This is a genomic window from Rhodopseudomonas sp., assembly GCF_013377015.1.
Taxonomy (GTDB): Bacteria; Pseudomonadota; Alphaproteobacteria; order Rhizobiales; family Xanthobacteraceae; genus JARJEH01.
Genome location: NZ_JACABA010000006.1, coordinates 141,958 through 160,783 on the forward strand (window position 1 = coordinate 141,958; position 18,826 = coordinate 160,783).

General features: G+C 66.1%; 18 protein-coding genes and 1 riboswitch. Of the genes, 8 read left to right on the forward strand and 10 right to left on the reverse strand.

Going from position 1 to position 18,826, the window contains the following annotated elements:
* Positions 1-60: 60 nt before the first annotated feature.
* From HXX15_RS20685 to HXX15_RS20700, 4 genes are read right to left on the reverse strand one after another with little or no spacing between them, the layout of a single operon-like run.
* A complete protein-coding gene (locus tag HXX15_RS20685; protein ID WP_296518468.1) occupies positions 61-1,146 on the reverse strand; it encodes a lipocalin-like domain-containing protein in 1,086 nt (361 codons plus the stop codon).
* Positions 1,136-3,601, reverse strand: a complete 2,466-nt coding sequence (locus tag HXX15_RS20690; protein WP_296518469.1) for an FtsX-like permease family protein — start codon at positions 3,599-3,601, stop codon at positions 1,136-1,138. Before HXX15_RS20690 ends, HXX15_RS20685 begins: the two co-directional genes overlap by 11 nt.
* Positions 3,598-4,251 (reverse strand): ABC transporter ATP-binding protein, encoded by a 654-nt coding sequence (locus HXX15_RS20695; RefSeq protein ID WP_296518471.1) that lies wholly within the window; start codon positions 4,249-4,251, stop codon positions 3,598-3,600. Before HXX15_RS20695 ends, HXX15_RS20690 begins: the two co-directional genes overlap by 4 nt.
* Positions 4,252-4,285: 34 nt before the next feature.
* Positions 4,286-5,044 carry a methyltransferase domain-containing protein gene (locus HXX15_RS20700; protein WP_296518473.1) on the reverse strand — a complete coding sequence of 253 codons (759 nt, stop codon included), beginning with the start codon at positions 5,042-5,044 and terminating at the stop codon, positions 4,286-4,288.
* Positions 5,045-5,324: 280 nt separating this feature from the next.
* Between HXX15_RS20700 and HXX15_RS20705 the strand changes: the two genes are divergently transcribed.
* Positions 5,325-6,536 (forward strand): MFS transporter, encoded by a 1,212-nt coding sequence (locus tag HXX15_RS20705; RefSeq protein ID WP_296518665.1) that lies wholly within the window; start codon positions 5,325-5,327, stop codon positions 6,534-6,536.
* Positions 6,537-6,640: 104 nt separating this feature from the next.
* The gene (locus tag HXX15_RS20710) at positions 6,641-7,897 is read left to right on the forward strand and encodes an ATP-grasp domain-containing protein (protein ID WP_296518474.1); all 1,257 of its coding nucleotides are present in this window, start codon (positions 6,641-6,643) and stop codon (positions 7,895-7,897) included.
* A 6-nt stretch (positions 7,898-7,903) separates the two neighbouring features.
* Here HXX15_RS20710 and HXX15_RS20715 read toward each other — a convergent pair whose 3' ends face one another.
* Positions 7,904-8,071, reverse strand: coding sequence for a hypothetical protein (locus HXX15_RS20715; protein ID WP_296518476.1), 168 nt, complete (start codon positions 8,069-8,071; stop codon positions 7,904-7,906).
* A 212-nt stretch (positions 8,072-8,283) separates the two neighbouring features.
* Between HXX15_RS20715 and HXX15_RS20720 the strand changes: the two genes are divergently transcribed.
* The gene (locus HXX15_RS20720) at positions 8,284-8,526 is read left to right on the forward strand and encodes a hypothetical protein (protein WP_296518477.1); all 243 of its coding nucleotides are present in this window, start codon (positions 8,284-8,286) and stop codon (positions 8,524-8,526) included.
* A 125-nt stretch (positions 8,527-8,651) separates the two neighbouring features.
* On the opposite strand, the gene HXX15_RS20725 is transcribed toward HXX15_RS20720, so the two are convergent.
* From HXX15_RS20725 to HXX15_RS20735, 3 genes are all read right to left on the reverse strand, one after another.
* Complete coding sequence (locus HXX15_RS20725; RefSeq protein WP_296518479.1) at positions 8,652-8,939, reverse strand: hypothetical protein; 288 nt, start codon at positions 8,937-8,939, stop codon at positions 8,652-8,654.
* Positions 8,936-9,166 carry a transcriptional regulator gene (locus HXX15_RS20730; RefSeq protein ID WP_296518481.1) on the reverse strand — a complete coding sequence of 77 codons (231 nt, stop codon included), beginning with the start codon at positions 9,164-9,166 and terminating at the stop codon, positions 8,936-8,938. The genes HXX15_RS20725 and HXX15_RS20730 overlap by 4 nt, the downstream gene beginning before the upstream one ends.
* 169 nt (positions 9,167-9,335) lie before the next feature.
* Positions 9,336-11,447, reverse strand: coding sequence for a TonB-dependent receptor (locus HXX15_RS20735; RefSeq protein WP_296518483.1), 2,112 nt, complete (start codon positions 11,445-11,447; stop codon positions 9,336-9,338).
* Between the two features lie 111 nt (positions 11,448-11,558).
* Positions 11,559-11,771: riboswitch (cobalamin riboswitch) on the reverse strand.
* Positions 11,772-12,007: 236 nt separating this feature from the next.
* Between HXX15_RS20735 and HXX15_RS20740 the strand changes: the two genes are divergently transcribed.
* The 4 genes from HXX15_RS20740 (at position 12,008) to HXX15_RS20755 (ending at position 16,098) form a co-directional block, all read left to right on the forward strand.
* On the forward strand, positions 12,008-12,805 hold the full coding sequence (locus tag HXX15_RS20740) for an ABC transporter substrate-binding protein (RefSeq protein ID WP_296518668.1): 798 nt from the start codon (positions 12,008-12,010) through the stop codon (positions 12,803-12,805).
* An 11-nt stretch (positions 12,806-12,816) separates the two neighbouring features.
* A complete protein-coding gene (locus HXX15_RS20745) occupies positions 12,817-13,500 on the forward strand; it encodes a DUF938 domain-containing protein (RefSeq protein ID WP_296518484.1) in 684 nt (227 codons plus the stop codon).
* A 112-nt stretch (positions 13,501-13,612) separates the two neighbouring features.
* Positions 13,613-14,836 carry an MFS transporter gene (locus HXX15_RS20750; protein ID WP_296518486.1) on the forward strand — a complete coding sequence of 408 codons (1,224 nt, stop codon included), beginning with the start codon at positions 13,613-13,615 and terminating at the stop codon, positions 14,834-14,836.
* Between the two features lie 35 nt (positions 14,837-14,871).
* Positions 14,872-16,098: an MFS transporter gene (locus HXX15_RS20755; RefSeq protein WP_296518489.1), complete on the forward strand. Its 1,227-nt coding sequence runs from the start codon at positions 14,872-14,874 to the stop codon at positions 16,096-16,098.
* Positions 16,099-16,213: 115 nt separating this feature from the next.
* Here HXX15_RS20755 and HXX15_RS20760 read toward each other — a convergent pair whose 3' ends face one another.
* Together HXX15_RS20760 and HXX15_RS20765 are read right to left on the reverse strand one after the other, a co-directional pair.
* Complete coding sequence (locus tag HXX15_RS20760) at positions 16,214-16,717, reverse strand: VOC family protein (RefSeq protein WP_296518491.1); 504 nt, start codon at positions 16,715-16,717, stop codon at positions 16,214-16,216.
* Positions 16,718-16,825: 108 nt separating this feature from the next.
* Positions 16,826-17,371 (reverse strand): carboxymuconolactone decarboxylase family protein, encoded by a 546-nt coding sequence (locus HXX15_RS20765; RefSeq protein WP_296518492.1) that lies wholly within the window; start codon positions 17,369-17,371, stop codon positions 16,826-16,828.
* 149 nt (positions 17,372-17,520) lie between these two features.
* Between HXX15_RS20765 and HXX15_RS20770 the strand changes: the two genes are divergently transcribed.
* The gene (locus HXX15_RS20770; protein WP_296518494.1) at positions 17,521-18,705 is read left to right on the forward strand and encodes an acyl-CoA dehydrogenase family protein; all 1,185 of its coding nucleotides are present in this window, start codon (positions 17,521-17,523) and stop codon (positions 18,703-18,705) included.
* The last annotated feature ends 121 nt before the right edge of the window (positions 18,706-18,826 follow it).

Sequence of the window (18,826 nt, forward strand, 5' to 3'; positions counted from 1 at the left end):
CCCTTTGGGACCGTTGCACGGTTCTTTTGCCGGCGAAGCCGGGTGTGTCGCTACACTAGCTCAATACCCGGTCATCTCAAGATATCCTATGCCGCTCTGGCTGCCGCTGAAAGCAATCGGGCCCTCCCAATAGGGAAAGCTGGTGCCCATCCAGCTGCTGGGGTTCAGCGGGATGGTGTCGATCGAAAGGCCCCGCTCCGGAATCGCGATGCGCCATGAGGTCGGCAGTTGGCGTTCGCCGATCGCGGTCGATGCCGTCGGCCTGATCTCGATTGCGGTCGCGGAAAGTTGAACCGATTTGCCGTCGAGCCCGATCCAGTTGCCGGCGAAGTAATTGCGCCCGTCGGCTTGGCGCAGCCGGAACAGCATCAGTTTCTCGCCGGATTGCAGATGCAGCGAGAACCAGTCCCAGCCGGTCTGGTCGGACGATAACGGCTGGCTGCTCCATTCGCGGTCCATCCAGGCCCGCCCCGTGACCTCGATCGGCTTGCCGTCGATGCTGATGCTACCACGCGCGGCGAAAAATGGCTGACTGTAGTAATACGAGGCTTGGCCACGTTCGGATTTGCGGCTGTACCCGCTGTCGCCCTGCAGCACCAGCGGGCGCTCGGCAGTCAGTCGAAGCGTGTAGCTGAAATCCGCGGCGGAGGCCGCGACATCGAGCGGCGACAAGGTGGTGTCCGCCATCGCCTCGCCGCCGCGCATTTCCCAGGCGTCGATCCAGGCGCGAAACGGCGTCGCGGTGACGCCGGCCTGGCCGACGCCGCCGCGCGCGAAGGCTTCGGCATAGCGGTGGGTGGCCGCGCTGGTGACCGCGGCGTGGCCCATCCAGATCTGCTGGTTGGCCCAGCCGTCGCGTTGCGGCCCCGGCGCCATCGCCTGACGGAACAGCGTCCATTGCGCCCCATAGGCGGCGCCGTTGGCATCGGTGAGATTGGCGGTAAGGTACCACCATTCGATCCGGAATTCCGGATGCGGCCCGTGGTCAGTGGGAAACGTCAGCGGCCGGCCCGGCAGCACTGGCGCGAAGCCGCCGGCTTCGCCGCCGAGCCCGGCAAAGCCCTGCGCCCTCACGGCGCGGCCGAGGCCGAGCAGCATTAGCCCGCCGGCGAAGCCACGGCGCGTGAGCTTGAAGCTAGCGCTCATCGGCAAATACCTTCACCAGCTTCGCCGGCTGCATCCGCATCAGCTTCAGGATCGGCGGCAATGCCGCCAGCAATGAGGCCAGCATCGCGACGCCGAGCAGCTGCAGCAGTTGCAGCGGAAATATCTCGAACGGCAACCGCCAGCCGAACGCCTTCACATTGACCACCGCGATCAGGCACCACGCCACCAGCAGCCCGAGCGGCAGCGCCAGCAGCGCGGTGATCAGCGCCACCGACAGCGTCTTCATCAGTTCGATCAGCGCCAGCCGTCGCCGCGTGATTCCGATCGCCCACAAGGGTGCCAGTTGCGGCAGCCGCGAATTGCTCAGCGTCAGCAGGCTGGTCAGCAACGCCACCCCGGCGATGCCGAGGGTGAAGGCGTTCAGTGCCGCCGTCACCGCGAAGGTGCGGTTGAAGATCCGTTTCGATTCGGCTTTCAGCGCGCTCCGGTCGGCGAGGCTGCGATTGTCGAGTTTGAAACGGTCGCGTAGCGCGGTGACCAGCGCCGGCACCTGCGCGGGCGCGACGCGCAGCCCGAACGCGGTCTGGGCGCTGCCCGGGAAATGCGCCACCAGGGCGTCGAAGCCCACGCTGATCTGGCCCTTCGGATTGCCGTAATCGGCATAGATCGCCACCACGTCGAGCGGCCAGCGTCCCGCACCGGTCGGCACCTCGATGCGATCGCCGAGCCTGAGGTTGAGCCGCCGCGCCAGTTGCTCGCTGACCAGCGCGCCATCGCCGCGCGCGACGCGGTCCCAGACCTCGGCGGCCGATTGCAGCAACGGCCAGTTGTCCCGATAGGTGAGGTGATCGGCAAAGCCGATCACCTCGACCGGCAGGCCGCCGATCTGCACCTCGGCGCGGCCGCGCGGCAGGATCGCCTGCACTTCGGGGCGCGGCCGTAGCCAGGCCTTGATCTCGGCGGCCTGCGTGTCGCTCGCCGCATTGAGATAGATCTCCGCCGCCAGCCTTCCGTCGAGCCAACCGTTGAAGGTCCGGCTGAAACTCTCCACCATGGTGCCGACCCCGACATTGACGCCCAGCGCCAGCAGCAGCGCCATCAAGGCCAATGAGAGGCCGGACAGTTGCAGCCGGCTGTCGGCCCAGAACCAGCGCGCCAGCGGCTGCCGTGTCGTTCGTTCGCCGAGAAACAGCACCAGGCCGAGGATCGCCGGCAAGCCCAGTGCGGCGCCGAGCAGGATCGCGGCCAGCACCGCGAATCCGGACAGCAGCGAATCGCCGAACAGCAGGAAGCCGAGACCGGCGGCGAACACCGCCAGCGCCGCAGCGCCCTGCGCCAGCAGCCAGCGGTGCTGCGCCTGTTGCCAGGCATAGGGTTGCGCGGCGATCAGGATCGGCAGCCGGATCGCCTTCAGCAGGCTGGTCGACGCCGCCGCCAGCGCGCCGATCACGCTGATGGCGATGCCGGCGAACCACCATTGCGGCCGCAAACTCAACTCGCCGGGAATCTGCGCGCCATACAGGCCGCGCAGGCTGGCGGCGACGTCCGGCAACAGCGTCGCGGCGATCACATAGCCGCACACCAGGCCGATCAGTCCCGCCAGCAGCGCCAGCGCGGTGAGTTCGAGCACCATCACGGTATTCAGCATCCTTGCCGAGGCGCCGCAGGCGCGCAGCGTGCGCAGCATCGGCCGGCGCTGTTCGAACGCCAGCCCGATCGCCGAATTGACGATGAACAACCCGACTAGGAACGACAGCAGTCCGAACGCGGTGAGGTTGAGATGAAAGCTGTCGGTGAGGCGTTCGAGATCGGTCTCGGCATCGGGCTCGACCAGCCGCAACTGATCGCCGGTGACCGTCTGCAGCGGCGCGCGCGTCCCCTTGCCGGCGCGGCCGACCAAGAGCCGTGAGATTCGATCCGGCATCTCAAGCAGCCGCTGCGCCGCGCCGATATCAACCACCAACACGCCGGGCGCCAACTGGCTTTGCAACGTCAGCGGCGGCAGGTTGATGCCGTTCGCGGTGGTAGGTGTGGCACCCTCACTCAGCTTCAGTTCGGCAAGCGTCTCCGGCGCCAGCAAAGTTTGCCCGGGCGGCAGCAGGAAGCCTTGCAGCCCCTTGGTGCCGATCGCCGGCGCCGAACTGGCCTCGACCGGCAGCGACAGCGGCTCAATGCCGAGCAGGCGCACTGATCGCCCGTCGATCCGAATCCGGCCCTCGACCACCGGCGACACCGGCCAGCCGGCGCGGCGCAGATCGACGAAGAAGTGCTGCGAAAAACTCTCGCCGTCGCGGCCGACCAGCATCGCGGTGCGGGCGCCGCCCAGGGTCGCGGCGGCGCGGTCGTAGCTGGCGCGGGCCTGCTGGTTCAGCGCCTGCACGCCGCTCCACAGCGCGGTCGCGGAGATCAGGCCGACCAGCAAGGTGGCGAGCTGCATCGGGTGCCGGCGCCAATGGCTCAGCAGCACCGCGAGGGTCCACAGCGCCCGGCTCAATGGATCTGTCCGGCATGCAGATGGACCCGGCGGTCCAGCATCGCGGCGAGTCGGGCGCTGTGCGTCACCATCAGGAAGCCGCAGCCGGTGCGGCTGACCAGATCGCGTGCCAGCGCCAGCACGTCGTCGGCGGTGGCCTCGTCGAGATTGCCGGTCGGCTCGTCGGCGAGCAGCAGCAGCGGCTTCACCGCCAGCGCCCGGCCGATCGCGACGCGTTGCTGCTGGCCGCCTGAGAGCTGCTCCGGATAGCGCTTCAGCAACTGGCCGAGCCCGAGCCGTTCGATCAGCTCGGCATGCCATGGCGCGTCGTGCCGACCTGCGATTCTGGACTGGAACGCCAGATTGTCGGCCACCGACAGACTCGGAATCAGATTGAACTGCTGGAACACCAGCCCGAGCCGATCGCGGCGGAACGCGGCGCGGTCGGCGTCCGGCAGCGCCGAGACCACGGCGTCGCCGAACTGCACCGTACCGGAGTCGGGCTGATCGAGTCCCGCGATCAGGTGCAGCAGCGTACTCTTGCCGCTGCCGGATTCGCCGGTCAGCGCCACGCTCTCGCCGGCTGCGATACGGAGGTCGACGCCGCGTAGTACGCCGACGCGCTCCTGCCCGGAGCGATAGGATTTGCTCAGACTGCTGACGCTCAGCATGAAGGACGGGCCAATGCCGCGCGCTGACGCTGCATCATAGCGGCTTCTGATACTTCAGCACGAATTCGTCGATCGGGACCGGCGACCGAAACACCACGGCGTCCCTCGGGTCGTCGGGATGACGCAGGAAACCGGCTTCGCCAGCCAGCTTGAACCCGGCCGCTTCGATCTCCTGACGCAGTGACGTTTCCTCGATCCGGTGCAGCGCCTTGCCGACCGTGATGCCGTCGCCGGGCCGTGCGGAATGATCGGCAATGACGAGAAAGCCTCCCGGCTTGAGCGCGGCGAACATCTTGCGGTTCATCGCGGCGCGATCGATCGGCATGTAGGTCGTGTCGTGATAGGCGAAGAAGAAGGTGATCAGGTCAAGCGCCTCGGTGCCGGGCGGAAGCGGATCGTCGTAGTCGCGGACGAGGCGCACCACGCTCTTCATCGCGGGCTTCTGCGCACGGATGTCAAACCTGTCCTTGACGATGCGCTCGATTACCGCGGCGGAATCCTGCGCATAAACGGCGCCGCTCGGGCCGACGGCGCGCGCCAGCAGTTCGGTGCTGTACCCAGCGCCGGCGCCCATATCGAGCACCTTCATGCCGGGCTTGACGCCGGTGAACGTCAGCATGTTGACCGGCTGACGGCGCAGATCGATTTGCCGGTCCGCGTCGCTGCGATCTGGCTCGGCAACGATGGCTTGATAGTCCACTGCACCTTGCGCCATCGCCGATCCGGCGAGTATCGCCAGCACCGCGACCATTCCGGTCAAGATGGCGAAACCGGAATTACTCGATCTGGTCATTGTTCGATCCTCTCATTGCGGGCCCATTGGCAATATGGTGCCGCAAGCTCACGTCTCAATGACCCCGACCGCTTGGGTGCACTGCACCCTGTTGAGGCCGAATGGGCATTGAACTGGCTTGTGAAAATCCCGGATTGCATTTGGTTCGTCAGAACGGTTAGCATTCTCAACAGGCTCGGCAAAAGAGCCAATGGGAAGAAACGAGCCGGGGAGAGCGAACGTGGTCGCACAGCCGACGCCAAAGGGCGCGTGGAGAATTACATTTCTCCTGTTTCTGTTCATGCTGGTGAATTTCGCCGACAAGATCGTGGTCGGTCTCGCCGGCGTGCCGATCATGACCGAACTCAAATTGGAGCCCGAGCAATTCGGCCTGCTGGGTTCGTCGTTCTTCTTCCTGTTCTCGATCACCGCAGTGATCGTCGGCTTCATCGTCAACCGGATCGAGACCCGCTGGGTGCTGCTGGCGCTGGCGGTGGTCTGGGCGGTGGCGCAGTTTCCGATGGTCGGCACCGTCAGCTTCACCACGCTGCTGATCTGCCGCATCATCCTCGGCGCCGGCGAGGGCCCGGCGTTTTCGGTGGCGGCACATGCGATCTACAAATGGTTTCCCGACCACAAGCGGACCTTGCCGACCGCGATCCTGTCGCAGGGCTCGGCGTTCGGTGTGATCCTCGCGGTGCCGGCGCTGAACTGGATCATCGTCAATCATTCCTGGCACTACGCGTTCGGCGCGCTCGGCGTCGTCGGGCTGCTGTGGGCGGCGGCCTGGCTGGCGATGGGCAAGGAAGGCCCGCTGGTACAGACCGTGGCGATGGCCGCGGCCGATCCCCGCGTTCCGTATCTCCAGCTGCTGACTTCGCGCACCTTCGTCGGCTGCGTCACCGCGACCTTCGGCGCCTATTGGGCGCTGTCGCTCGGCCTGACCTGGTTCACGCCGTTCATCATCAAGGGGCTTGGCTTCACCCAGAAGGAAGCCGGCTGGATTTCGATCCTGCCCTGGGTGTTCGGCGCGACCGTGGTGCTGCTGACCGGCTGGATCTCGCAGGTGCTGATGGGGCGCGGCGTCTCGACCCGGCACGCCCGCGGCGTGCTCGGCGCCACGCCGCTGATCTTCGGCGGGCTGTTCCTGCTGGCGATGCCCTATGTCGACGGCGCCGGGTTGCGGATCGCGCTGCTGGTGGTCGGCTCCGGGCTGTGCGGATCGATCTATGTGGTGTGCCCGCCGATGCTGGCCGAATTCACCCCGGTGTCGCAGCGCGGCGCGGTGATCTCGATCTACGGCGCGCTCTACACGCTGGCCGGCATTGCCGCGCCGCTGGTGATGGGCAGCGTGATCCAGCACGCCGCGCTTCCGCTCGACGGCTACCTGACCGGCTTCACCATCAACGCCACGATCATGATGGTCTCGGGATTGCTCGGCCTGGTGCTGCTGTGGCCGAACAGCGAGCGGGCACGGTTGCTCAGTCAGGCGCCGGAGCCGAAATTCGCCTGAAGCCGTTTGTCGGGATCGATCCAGGGCGATCGCGCCGTCGCGCGATAGTCTGGTCCGCGACGCCGCAGAGGTTGCGGCGATTGCCGACCGCGGAATAGTCGACGATGCGCGATCCACCGCCGATCCGAAGGCCGTTGCGGGTGTTGCTGTCGGAAGGCGGAAGTACATCGGCGCGCGAGGCGATCACCGTCCTCGGGCTGGCCGGGCATCACGTCGAGATCTGCGATCCGTCGCCATTTTGTCTCGGACGGTTCTCGCGCTTCGTCACCAAGTTCCATCGCTGTCCCGGGATCGGCGCCGATCCGGCCGGCTATCTGGCCTTCATCGAACGATTGCTGCGCGAACACCGCTTCGACGTCGTGCTGCCGATCCACGAGCAGGGCTTGCTGTTTGCCAAGGTGCAAGGCCGGATGGCGCGCCGCGCCGGCATAGCGCTGCCGGAATTCGCGAACTACCGGATCGCGCTCGACAAGGTCAGGTTCAGCCGGTTGCTCGACGAACTGGGACTGCCGCAACCGCGCACCCGGATCGTCGACTCGGCGCAGGCATTGCGCGACGCGGTCGAATTTCCCTGCGTGGTCAAGAGCGCGATTGGCACCGCCAGCCGTGGCGTTTGGTTGCTGCGCGATGCCACCGGATTGAATGAAGCGGTGCGGGAACTGACCGACGCAGATGCCTTCGCCGAGGAGGTGTTGGTGCAGGAGTTCGTCGAAGGCGCGGTTGAACATGCGCAGGCGGTGCTCGCTCACGGCCAACTACTCGGCCTGCATGGCTATCGGCAGATCGCAGCTGGCGCCGGCGGCGGCGACGCCATCAAGCAGAGCGTGCAGCGGGCGGACGTGCGCGCGCACATTGCGGCGATCGGCGCGCGGCTGTGCTGGCACGGCGGGCTGTCGTTCGACTACATCCAACCCGACGACGGCGCGCCGCCGCTCTATATCGATTGCAATCCGCGGCTGGTCGAGCCGATGAGCGCGACTCTCGCCGGCATCGATCTGATGGATCTACTGTTGCGGGTATCGCTCCGTGAAACCGAATTGGTGGCGGCGGACGGCCGCGCCGGGGTGCGCAGCCATCTCGCGATGCAGGCGCTGCTCGGCTGCGCGCTACGCGGCGGTAGCAGGCGCGCATTGCTGCAGGAGTGTTTCAGCCTGACATCGCGCCGCGGTCCTTACGCCGGAAGCGTCGAGGAATTGACTCCGGCGCGGCTGGACTGGATCAGTGCGGTACCGCTCATAGTCACCGCAGCGATGCTACTGGCGGCGCCAAGGGTGGCACCAAGGCTGGCGCGCAAGGGCTGGGGCGATCATCTGCTGTCACCGCGCAGCATCCGGACGATCGAGCAGGACGACTTTGGCTGATGCGATTTACAGATCGCGCTGTTCGTCGTCGCGGTCGCGCTCAGGCGCAGCGATGTCGCCGGTTTCGTAGAGGTCGTCGTCGAGTGGTTTCGGCGGCGTTGTCTTGGTCTTGCTGGCATCGTCCTTGACCCGGGCGGCTTTCTTCGTCTTGCTCTTCTTCTTGATTCCAGTCATGAGGCTTCGTCCTATTCTGGCCGGATCAATGCGCAAGACGCCTGCGCGCCGCGTGAATCCGACGTCGATTTGACCTCAATCTAACCTCAATCTAACCTTCATTGGCGTGCATATTAACCCCTTGCCCCGCAATCTTCCCTGCATTTTCGATTTGATCGGTGTAAAGGGAAACCACGCTCACGAGTTGGTTCTCGTGGCGCCACGGAGAGACAATGAAAAAGCCGAAGCTTGAACTCGACGAACCGCAGCCGAAGAAAATCGTTCGTGCCGACAAGGCGCCGACCGAGGGCTACTCGCTGGTCGTCGATGGTCATTTCAAGTCGCACCACGACACGGTCGAGGCCGCCGAAGAGGCCGGCATGGCACTGAAGAACAAGTATCCGATGCTGCAGGTGCAGGTGTACGACGCGGTGACCAAGACCCGCTCGATGATCGAGTGGCCGGCGCCGGTCTGACCTCGCACCGGCCTGCCCTGGCGCCTATCTGCAGGCGCGATCCGTTCAGCTGACCTTTCGTGTCATCATGCCCACAACGCGATGCTGCGGTTTTGCAGCACGCCTTGCCACGCCGACGGCTGGCGTCAGGTCCTGCGGCCGCCGCTTTGTTGACCGGCCAGCCAATCCGACAGCACCGGGGTCGCTTTCTTCTCGGGTTTCGTGCCGGGCTTGGCCCGCGCCTTCTTGACCGGGGCGGTGCGCGGCGGTTCCGCAGCTTCGCGGGCGAGCCGCAGCGCCTTCAGCTTGGCCATGTTGTCGAGCACGGCCTTGGTCGATGCGTCGCGGTCGTTCTTGCCGGCCTTGGCTTCCTGTGAGGCCCGGGCCGCCTTGCTGAAACGCGCCTCGGCGCGGTCGCGGTCTTCTTTTGTCATGTCGTCGTTTTCTTCTTCTTGGTCTTGGGAGGGGGTGCAACCGGCTGATCGAGCTCGGCGGCCTCTTTCGCCAGCCGGATCGCGCGCAGATTCTCCGTGCGCTTGCGAATCGCGACATCCGCCGCGGCGATGTCGGCCATCGCCTTGATGCCCTCGGCTTCCTGGGCAGCCTTGCGATTCAGCCGAATCTCTTTCAGTTCGGCAGCCGATTTCGGTTCGGTGTCCATGGATCCTCGAATGATGATGGGCGGATGACGACGAGGTCGTTATGTCTCCCATAGCACAAATCGGCGCCCGCCGCAGCTTTTTGCCCGCTTTCGGGGCGAAAGGCGCGGCGGACGCCGATTCGGGCGTCGAAGGGGTAAACAGCGCCCCGCGATCGCGACGGAATGTCGTTCAGAACGTCATTCCGGCCTTCACCATGTAGGTTCTGCCCGGCAGCGGATAGGCATTGAAGCGGCCGAGCGTGGCGGCGCTGGCGATCGCGTAATCGTAATACAGCGCGTTGAAGGCATTGTTCACGCTGAGCGACCAGAAGAAATGCTGATACTCGCCGCTCAGCTTCAGGTCGACGGTGGCGTTGGCCGGAATCTCGGGCTGGACGTTGCGCTGGTCGTTGTCCATCCGGCGGCGGCTCCAGAACCGCGCGGTGGCGTCGAACACCACGTATTTCTCCCAGACGTTCCAGCTCACGCCGGCGTTCGCCGTATAGCGCGACACCAGCGGGACGTCGTTGCCCTCGAACGGCCCGTCGCGGAACACCGCGCGCGTATAGGCGCCGCCGGCGCGCAGCAGCACATTGTCGCTGGCACGGAACGAGGCGCTGGTTTCGCTGCCGTAGCGGCGGGTCGGATCCAGATTGTAGTTGAAGAAGTTCACCGGGTCGAAATGGATCTCGTTGGTGAGGTTCATGTTGTAGATGCTGGACTGCAGCTCGAACGCCCCGGCCTTGAAGCGAAAGCCGCCTTCGACGTCAGTCGATGTCTGGGTCTTCAGTGCGAAGGTCTGCGGAATCGCTGTGAAGAACGGCGCCGGCGCGTAGGCCGGGCCGGTGACGACGCGTTCGTCGACATTCGGGGTGCGGAACGCCTGCGCGGCGCGGGTGAACACCGTGAAGCTGTCGTTGAAGCGATGTTCGAGCCCGACATGCAGCGCGTGGTTGGTCTGCTCGGTGTCGAGCGGCGTCGCCTCGGCGCCGAGCGAGCCGAACGGCGCCAGCGGGTCATAGCGATCGCGCGCGCCGAGTTTCATCTGCTGCAGCCGGCCGCCATAGGAGAAGTCGGTGCTGGGCGCCAGCGCCACGGTCTGCTGCCAGTAACCCGCCAGTGTCCGCTGGGTCAGGTTGTAGACGTGATTGGGCGGATCATTGGCGAGCTGGCTGCGGCTCGAGGCATAGGTCGAATCGTAATAATCGACACCGGTGATCACCCGGGACGGCAGCCCGAACATCACGTTCTTGATGTTGAGCCGCGGCGTCAGCGACCAGGTCTGTAGCGTCGAGTCGACATAGGTCCGCGACGGGAACGGATCGGTCGGGTTGCCGAAGAAGGCGGATTGCTGATCCTTGTTGCGCACGCCGCCGTCGACGATCAGTTCGGCGCCGTCCCACAGCGACTTGGTGAAGCCGGCGGTGACGCCCGCGCCCTGCTTGTTGGCGAAATCGAACGGCGTGTCGGCGCCGCGGCGGTCGCTGACCAGTTCGTTGAGGCCGTTCGGAAACACCCGCCGGACGCCCGGCAATCCGAGTTCCTGACGGTCGCCGGACAGGTTCACGAAGGCGGAGAAATCCGGCGTGCTGTAGCGCAGTTCGCCGACCGCATTGTTCTGGTCGAGCGCGTTGTTGACCCGGTAGCCGTCGGAGCGGATGCCGTTGGCGTAGACAGAGCTCGACCACGGGCCGGAATTGAACGCCGCCGACACCGCCGCGGTGCGCTGGTTGAACGAGCCGATGCCGGCTTCGCCGCGGAACGTCGCCGGCGGCCCGCCAGCGCCGGTCTTGGTGACGATGTTGACGACGCCGCCGACGGCGTTGTCGCCGTACAGGACGGCGCCGCTGTTGCCCTTGGTGATTTCGATGCGCTCGATCGAGTCGCGCGGAATGGCGGCGAGGTCGACGCCCTGCAGATCAAGATCGTTGAGCCTTCGGCCGTTGATCAGAAACAGCGTATTGGGGGTGGCGAAGGCGCCGAAGCCGCGCAAATCGACCGAGGTTCTGGCGCCGTCGACGCCGCCGAACAGCGACTGCAGCTGCACGCCGGGGACCTGTGCGAGGATGTCTGGCAACGACTGCGCCGGCGAATGCGCGATGTCCTCGGCGGTGATCACCGAGGTCGAGGCGCCGACGATGCCGTCGAACAGCCGGCTGGCGGTGACATTGATGGTTGGCAGCGTGCCGGCCTGCTGCGCCTGCGCAGCGCAGGGTGGCAGGATCGAGATCAGAACAGTGGAGGCGAGCAGGGCGCGCGCCATCGCGGATTGCCGCTGTGCGGCACGGGGACGGATCGGCATGGGTTCAACCTCGGCTTGACGTCAGTGGCACGTCACAGCGAACGAAGTTTCACCTCTGCGCTCGCGCGCTCCGATGAAGCTAATGTCTGCAATCCCCGACCGACATCTTCGCGTGTGACCACGAATGACGGCAGGTCTCCTGGCTCGCGGGTCGTTGTTTCTTTCGTCGCCTTCCCAGGACCGAGTTTCCCAGTGGCATAAGACGAAAGACTCACCGCTTACAGTTGCGGGAACAGCCGCGGCATTGGAACCGCCCCAACTGGAGCACTCCCGCACCGCATTCCCTTTTCATCCCCGAGGGGAACCGTCGCGATGATCTAGGAGCCTGACGTCCGGCGTGTCAATTCATCGTTGTGACGGCTGACTTTGCCGCCGCGCCGTGGGTTGAGAATTTCCCAGGATGTGGCTTGCGCGTAACAGCGCGGGCTATAAGAGCATCGGTGGGAGCAGGACAGTGCTCCGATGGGGACGGGCAATTGGCCGATAGTGAGCACGGCATGATGATCGCCGGGAGCACGGCGTTGCGCGCGCTGCTGATCGCGGCGCTGCTGCTGGCCGGCATGGTGGTGTCCCCACTGCGGGCGTCCGGCCTGCCGCGGATCGCCTCGATCAATGTCTGCACCGATCAGCTGCTGATCAGGCTCGCCGATCCGGAGCAAATTCTCGGCCTCAGCCGCTATGCGAGCGACGCCTCGCAATCGTCGATCGCCGAGCAGGTCAGCCGCTACAGGGCGCTGTCCGGCGGCGCCGAGGACGTGCTGGTGCTGCAGCCGGACGTCGTGGTGGCCGGCCGCTACGATCGCCGCGCCACCCGCGAATTGCTGCAACAGAACGGTGTTCACGTCGCCGAATTCGATGTCGTGCCAACTTCACTCGCCGAAGTCCGGGATCAGATCCGGCAGATGGGCGAGATCACGCAGCACCCTGATCGCGCCAGCGCCGAGATCGCCCGGCTCGATGCCGCGATCGCGCGGGCGCATGCGGCGATGGCGCACAAACCCTATCGGGTGTTGCCGCTGTGGCGGCGCGGCTGGGTGTCCGGCAGCGGCAGCCTGATCGGGCTGTTGTTCGCCGAAGCCGGCCTCGCCAATGCCGCCAGTGAATTCGGCGTGACGCTCGGCGGCTTTGTGCCGTTGGAGGCGATCGTCAGTCTCAAGCCCGATCTGCTGCTGGTCTCTGAAGCCGGCGACTTCGCCGAAGATGGCGGCCGTGCCTTTCTGCTGCACCCGGCGCTGCAACGATTCTATCCGCCGTCGAAGCGCATCGTGTTGCCGGAGCGTCTGACGGTGTGCGGCGGCGGCTCGCTGGCGGAAGCGTTTGACCTGCTGATCGCCGAACTCGAACGCATCGAACGATAGGAACCGCGACGATGGCTGAATATGTGGTGGAGTTCGGCAAGGATGGTCGCCGCGTCGAGCCCGACGGCCGGCTCGACGCGGCGGCGTTCCATCGCAACCACGAACCGATCCGCAAGGCGCTGGCGCCGTTCCTGCGCGGCAAGTCCGGCGATGTGCTGGAGGCCGGCAGCGGCACTGGCCAGCACGTGATCGAATTCGCCCGCGACAATCCCGATCTGGTGTGGTGGCCGAGCGATCTCAACGACCAGCATCTCACCAGCATCGCGGCGTGGCGGGCGCATGCGCAGCTGCCGAATGTCCGCGCGCCGCTGCGGATCGACCTGTCGGATCCGGCATGGTGCGCGGCGATGAGCGACGGCAGCGGTCCGGGGCCGCTGCTGGCGGTGTTCTGCGCCAACGTGGTTCACATCGCGCCGTGGCGGGTCGCCGAAGGCTTGTTCGCCGGCGCCGCGCGCTATCTGCGGCCGGACGGGCGATTGTTCCTGTACGGGCCGTTCAAGCGCGACGGCCGCCACACCGCGCTCAGCAACGCGGTGTTCGACACCAGCCTGCGCGAAGCCAATGCCGAATGGGGCGTGCGCGATCTTGAGGACCTGCAGGGTCTGGCCGAGCGCGTCGGCCTGACCCTGGTCGAGACCATCGAGATGCCTGCCAACAACCTGCTGCTCGGTTTTGCGCGATCGCCGCGGGACTGACCCCGGCGCATGGCGCCGGCCCGATTCCATCGATTGATTGCCGGGTGAGCTTGCCTATAGTGCCGCGAATCCAGCGGGTCGGGAACCGGCCGGCATCAGGGCGGAATTGCCGATGGTTGACGTGGCGGTGATTGACGAAATTCCCGACGACGTCCGGGCGCGATCAAATGTGCTGCGGCTGGCCGCCGCGCAGGCGCTCACCGGGGCGAATTCGGCGGTGATCTTCGCCACCGGGTCGATCGTCGGCGCGACGCTGGCGCCGAATCTGGCGCTCGCGACCGTGCCGCTGTCGATGTATGTGCTCGGGCTCGCCGCCGGGACGTTGCCGACCGGCGCGATCTCGCGGCGCTACGGCCGCCGCGTCGCGTTCACCATCGGCACCGGCTGCGGCATGCTTACCGGCCTGCTCGGCGCCTATGCCATCCTGCAAGGCTCGTTCGTGCTGTTTTGCTGCGCCACCTTCCTCGGCGGGCTGTACGGTGCGGTGTCGCAATCCTATCGCTTCGCCGCCGCCGACGGCGCCAGCGCGGCGTACCGCCCGAAGGCGGTGTCGTGGGTGATGGCCGGCGGGGTGTTCGCCGGCGTGCTCGGTCCGCAGCTGGTGCAATGGACCATGGATATCTGGCCGCCTTTTCTGTTCGCCTTCAGCTTCCTGGTGCAGGCCGCGGTGGCGCTGGTGGCGATGGCGGTCTTGTCCGGCGTCGACCTACCGAAGCCGGCGCCGGCCGATCTCTCCGCGGGGCGGCCGCTGCTCGAGATCGTGCGGCAGCCGCGCTTCATCGCCGCGGCGGTCTGCGGCATCGTCTCCTATCCGATGATGAATCTGGTGATGACGTCGGCGCCGCTGGCGATGCAGATGTGCGGGCTGAGTGTCGGCGATTCCAATTTCGGCCTGCAATGGCACATCGTGGCGATGTACGCGCCGAGTTTCTTCACCGGCTCGCTGATCGCGCGATTCGGCGCGCCGATTGTGGTCGCGCTCGGTCTCGTGCTGGAAGCCGGCGGCGCCATCATCGGCATCACCGGAATCACCGCGACGCATTTCTGGGGCACGCTGATCGTGCTCGGGCTCGGCTGGAATCTCTCCTTCGTCGGCGCCTCGGCGCTGGTGCTGGAGACCCACCGGCCGCAGGAGCGCAACAAGGTGCAGGCCTTCAACGACTTCTTGATCTTCGGCATGATGGCGGTGGGGTCGTTCTCGTCAGGTCAATTGCTGGCGAATTACGGCTGGACCACCGTCAACATGGTGGTGTTTCCGCCAGTGCTGCTCGGGCTCGCGGTGCTCGCTTCCGTCGGATTGTCGAAACGGCGGGCGACGCTGCGGTCGGGCTCGTGATGGCCTAGCGTTCGCCGCGCAGAAAGGGATCGCCGGTGATCGACGAGACCTCGATCCGCTACCCGGGCTGGCGGATCGTCGCGGTCTGCTTCGTGGTTGCGACCTTCGGCTGGGCGCTCGGCTTCTACGGCCAGAGCGTCTATCTGGCCGAATTGCAGCGCGTGCACGGCTGGCCGTCGTCGCTGATCTCGACCGCCACCACGTTCTTCTACCTGTGCGGCGCGCTGCTGGTCGCCTTCGTCAGCGACGCGATCCGCGTGTTCGGGCCTCGCGTCTGCCTGCTGGCCGGCATCGTCGCGATGGCGATCGCCACCGCGCTGCTGGGCCAGCTCACCTCGCCGTGGCAGCTCTACGCGGTCAACGCACTGCTGGCGCTGGGCTGGGCCGGCACCAGCCTCGGCGCCATCACCAACACGCTCGGGCTGTGGTTCGATCACCGCCGCGGCATGGCGATCAGCCTGGCGCTGAACGGCGCCAGCTTCGGCGGCATCGTCGGCGTACCGCTGCTGGTCGCGGCGATCGGCGCCTTCGGATTCGCCGGCGCCACGCTGGCGGCGGCGGCCGCCGCGATCGTGCTGCTGGTGCCGGTGGTCGCGCTGCTTGTCGGGCTGCCGCCGGTTCGCGCCGGCGCCGCCCCGACGCCGAGCGGTACAGTCGCAGCCGCACCGTCGTCGGCTTCGATCCGCCGCCGCGCCTTTGGCGACGCCGCGTTCCTGACGGTGGCGATCGCATTCGCGCTGGTGCTGTTCGCCCAGGTCGGCGTCATCGTGCATCTGATCGCCTATCTGGATCCGCTGATCGGGCGCGAGCGCGCCGCGGTCGCGGTATCGCTGTTGACCGCGATGGCGATGGCCGGCCGGGTTCTGCTCTCGACCGTGATTGACCGGCTGAACCAGCGGCTGGCGGCCGCGATCTCGTTCGCCAGCCAGGCGGTGGCGCTGGCGATCGTGATCAATGCGCGCAACGAGGCGTTGTTATTGTTCGCCTGCGCGCTGTTCGGCTTCTCGGTCGGCAACCTGATCACGCTGCCGTCGCTGATCGTGCAGCGCGAATTTCCGCCCGGATCGTTCGGCGTGCTGGTCAGCCTGATCACCGCGATCAACCAGGTCACCTACGCGTTCGGCCCCGGCATCATCGGCCTGGTCCGCGACGCCTCGGGCAGCTACGCGCTGCCGTTCTCGGGTTGCATCGTGCTGCAACTGATCGCCGCGCTGCTGATCCTGGCGCGAGGGCGGAAGCGAAACATTCGACCCTCATGGTGAGGAGCAGCGCGCAGCGTTGCGTCTCGAACCATGAGGCCGCATTCCTCGCGACGCGCGCCCCGGAGTGACATGACTTTGGTGGGGTTCGGCGCATCCATCGAGGTGACGGTCGCCCTCACCCCTCACGCTGCCGCAGCAGATCGTCGAGATCGAGCCGGTGGGTGAACATCGAAAGCGTGCCGTCCGGCTTGCGCGGCCACTCGGCTTCGGGGCGATCACGATACAGTTCGACGCCGTTGTGATCGGGATCGTGCAGATATAGCGCCTCGCTGACGCCGTGGTCGCTGGCGCCGTCGAGCTGGATGCCGGCCTGTAGCAGCCGATACAGCGCATCCGCCAGCGCGGCGCGGCTCGGATACAGGATCGCGGTGTGAAACAGCCCGGTCGTGCCCGGCGGCGGCGGATGGCCGCCCTTGCTCTCCCAGGTGTTGAGCCCGATGTGGTGATGATAGCCGCCGGCGGAAATGAACGCCGCCTGGTCGCCGAGTCGCTGCATCAGTTGAAAGCCGAGCACACCGCAATAGAAGCCCAGCGCGCGGTCGAGATCGGCGACCTTGAGATGGACATGGCCGATCCTTGTGCCGGCGGCGATCGGGTTCGGCGGCGGCTGGTCGGACATCGCAACTCCCCAAGCATTGAGTCATCGCCGGGCCTGATCCGGCGATCCATCGTCTTGATCTAGGATGATGGATGCGCGGGTCAAGCCCGCGCATGACGGCATTGCGCGTTACGCCAGCTCCGACACTTCGCCGTCCGGCAAGTCGAATTCGAAGGTGTTCAGCGTCATCGACACCATGGTGTAATAGCCGCACAGCCCAATGATCTCGACGATGCCGCGCTCGCCGATCACGCTGACCGCCTCGTCGTACAAGCCCTGGGCGACGCCGTGGCCCTCGTGCAACGACTTGGCAAGATCGTAGATGATCCGCGCCTTGGGGTCGTCGAATGTCGGCGAGCGGCGCTGCCGGATCGCTTCGATGATGGCCGGCTCCATGCCGCCGGCCAGCGCCAGCCGCTTGTGCGCGTACCATTCGTAATGCGCGGTCCAGTGCCGCGCCGTCACCAGGATGGCGATCTCGGACAGTTTCGCCGGAAACGAGGTGTCGTAGCGCAGGATCGCGCCGAGCCTGGTGGCGTGCCGCGCCATCTCCGGCGAGTTGAGCCAGGCCATCATCGGCGGCGGTGGGCTGCCGCGCTTGCTGGCGATCGACTCGTCATAGGTGCTCCGCTGGTCCGCGGTCATTTCGCCAGGCGAAAGCAGTTTCAGGCGCATGCTGTTTCCTCTGATTTTCTTGGGCGTTCGCGACCCGCGCGCAGGCCGTGGCCCGATCCCTATCACATCGTGCGACGCCCAGAGAGTTATTGAATTTCGCCAAGCCACAGCTAAGGTCCGGCCAACAAATGCAACCGGGGAAACGACCGATGTCCGATCTCGACCACTTCCGCAGCGAGACCCGCGCCTGGCTGCAAGCCAATTGCCCGCCCGAGATGCGGCGGCCGATGCAGAACGACGAGGACAGCTATTGGGGCGGCCGCAATGCCGTCTTCACCTCCGAGCCGCAGCGGATCTGGTTCGAGCGGATGCGCGACAAGGGCTGGACCGTGCCGGACTGGCCGACCCAATATGGCGGCGGCGGGCTAGACGGCGCGCGGGCCAAGATCCTGCGCGAGGAAATGGCCGCGATCGGCGCGCGCTCGCCGCTGTCGAGCTTCGGGATCTGGATGCTCGGGCCGGCGCTGCTGAAATACGGCACCGAGGCGCAGAAGCAGGAATATCTGCCGAAGATCGCGCGCGGCGAAATCCGTTGGTGCCAGGGTTATTCCGAACCGAACGCCGGCTCCGACCTCGCCTCGCTGCAGACCCGTGCGGTCAGCGACGGCGACGACTTCCTGATCACCGGCTCGAAGATCTGGACCTCGTATGCCAACTACGCCGACTGGATCTTCTGCCTGGTGCGCACCGACTCGACGGCGAAGAAGCACGACGGCATCAGCTTCATCCTGTTCGACATGACCTCGCCCGGGGTGTCGACCAAACCGATCCTGCTGATCTCCGGCAAGTCGCCGTTCTGCGAGACTTTCTTCGATAACGTCCGTGTGCCGAAGTCGCATGTGGTCGGCACCGTCAATCGCGGCTGGGATGTCGCGAAATATCTGTTGCAGCACGAGCGCGCGATGATCTCGGGGATGGGCGAACGCGGCGCCTCACGGCCGCTCGGCCAAGTCGCGGCGGACTCCATCGGCAGCGACGAGCAGGGCCGGCTGGAAGATCCGATTTTGCGCGGTCAGATTGCGAGCTTCGAAATCGACGAAGCGGCGCTGGCCTGCGCCGCCGAACGCGCGGTGGATTTGGCCAAGGCCGGCCAGGGCCATCCGGCGTTTTCCTCGGCGATGAAATATTACGGCACCGAACTGAACAAGCGTCGCTACGAGATCCTGATGTCGGCCGGCGGCATCGACGCGCTGGAATGGGACAGTGAACGCTCGAAACAGGGTGCCCGCCCGCGCGCCTGGCTGCGCACCAAGGCCAATTCGATCGAAGGCGGCACCAGCGAGGTGATGCTCGGCATCGTCGCCAAACGGATTCTCGACTTGCCGGGGGCCTAAACCCCTCATCCTGAGGAGCGGCCCGCAGGGCCGCGTCTCGAAGGATGAAGAATGTTCATCCCTCATGGTGAGACGCGCGCGAAGAGCGCGCTCCTCACCATGAGGTGCAGCAGCCCGGACT